The organism is Bradyrhizobium sp. 197 (assembly GCF_023073375.1).
Taxonomy (GTDB): domain Bacteria; phylum Pseudomonadota; class Alphaproteobacteria; order Rhizobiales; family Xanthobacteraceae; genus Bradyrhizobium.
Map to the genome: position 1 here is coordinate 1 of NZ_JADPJJ010000117.1, position 1,215 is coordinate 1,215.

1 protein-coding gene is annotated in these 1,215 nt (G+C 60.0%); it reads right to left on the reverse strand.

The genetic code is table 11. The features are described 5' to 3' along the window. Positions 1-688: 688 nt before the first annotated feature. Positions 689-925: a hypothetical protein gene (locus IVB27_RS26935; protein WP_247446118.1), complete on the reverse strand. Its 237-nt coding sequence runs from the start codon at positions 923-925 to the stop codon at positions 689-691. Between the last annotated feature and the right edge of the window lie 290 nt (positions 926-1,215).

A 1,215-nucleotide genomic window follows, 5' to 3' on the forward strand; every position in this document is an offset into this window, starting at 1 on the left:
TTCCAGAAGATGCCGACGGACCAGCGCTGGCGCTACTCGCGCCCGTCCCGGTGCCTGCGCCTGCGGACCCGGCGTTTGCGCCGCCGGCTTGCGCCAGGACCAACAGAGATGAGCTTGCGACGATGGTGGCGATTATCAAAGGCTTGGCGTGGGGCATCTGACGATCTCCTTTGCCAAACTTCTATTAACCACGACGCCGCAACGCGGTTCCTGCCTTCTGCGGCACAAGAACACCGCCGCCCTTGCGCTTGTCGATTGGACCAGTTCGTCGAAACGCCCGGTCAAGCCTTCTGTCCTAAGCGGTCCAGCGTGACGCCAATGGCCGTCGAGTCCTCAATGGTCTCTTCTTCGTCTTGCGATCGATGCGCCCGACTTGCCGGACAAGCTTCAGTCCTGCACGACTTGCTATAATCGCTTGGTTCGCTCGCAAGGAGCCGGCGTTTGGGACAGGACCGTGAACGCCCGCCCGCCGCGGAGATGAGCGGCCGCCCGGACTGCAGTCCACGGTGGACCACCGCTGTCCCATCCAACTCGCTGTCCGCATCTCGGCTTATCCGACAACAGCACGGAGGTGGTGAATGCGCCAAGTCATTCAAGCCGACGGCGAGGACAAGCGACGAACAGCGACGTCTGGATCCATGCGCAATGCGATGCGGCGAAAGCCGTCGCCGGCCTAACCTCTTCCACGTCAGCCGCGCTTCCGCTGAGAGGTTGGCTTAAACTCCACGACCTCGTGCTGGTCGCACGGATTCGATGGTTCATTTCGCTTCACGATTTGCTCAAGCTCGAGCGCTTCGATGGCGAGTTCATCCGCCAAGCGCTTAAACAGCTCGCACTTTTCTGTGTCCGTCGCCTGCTGACTCATCAACGCAAAGTCTCTGGCGTCAGCGCGGACCTTTTCCAAACGTGGTCGGAGGTCCTTCATGTGTGCCGGCTCAGCTTCTAAACTTATCCTCGGCCCGAACAATCAGTTTGCTTGTTCGGATCACGCGGGAGCCAACTACCGAAACAGGATATTGGTTCTTTGCGAACTGCCAAATTGGCCGCTTATTCTAGCCACGGCGGCTCCCGGGCTGAGGCATCCCTGTTCGGCACTCGCCGGATGATGCATAGAATTAGCATACCTGAAGGGGCATGAATGTTCGAAAGCGCACAGACGCGAGTGTTGCGCCGGACTAGGCTGCGAGCGATCCTAGACGCTCGCGAAGCGCTCGG

What these genes read in the sequence shown, in the direction of transcription:
- IVB27_RS26935 (WP_247446118.1), bottom strand. Translation starts at nt 925, where the DNA reads ATGAAGGACCTCCGACCACGTTTGGAAAAGGTCCGCGCTGACGCCAGA.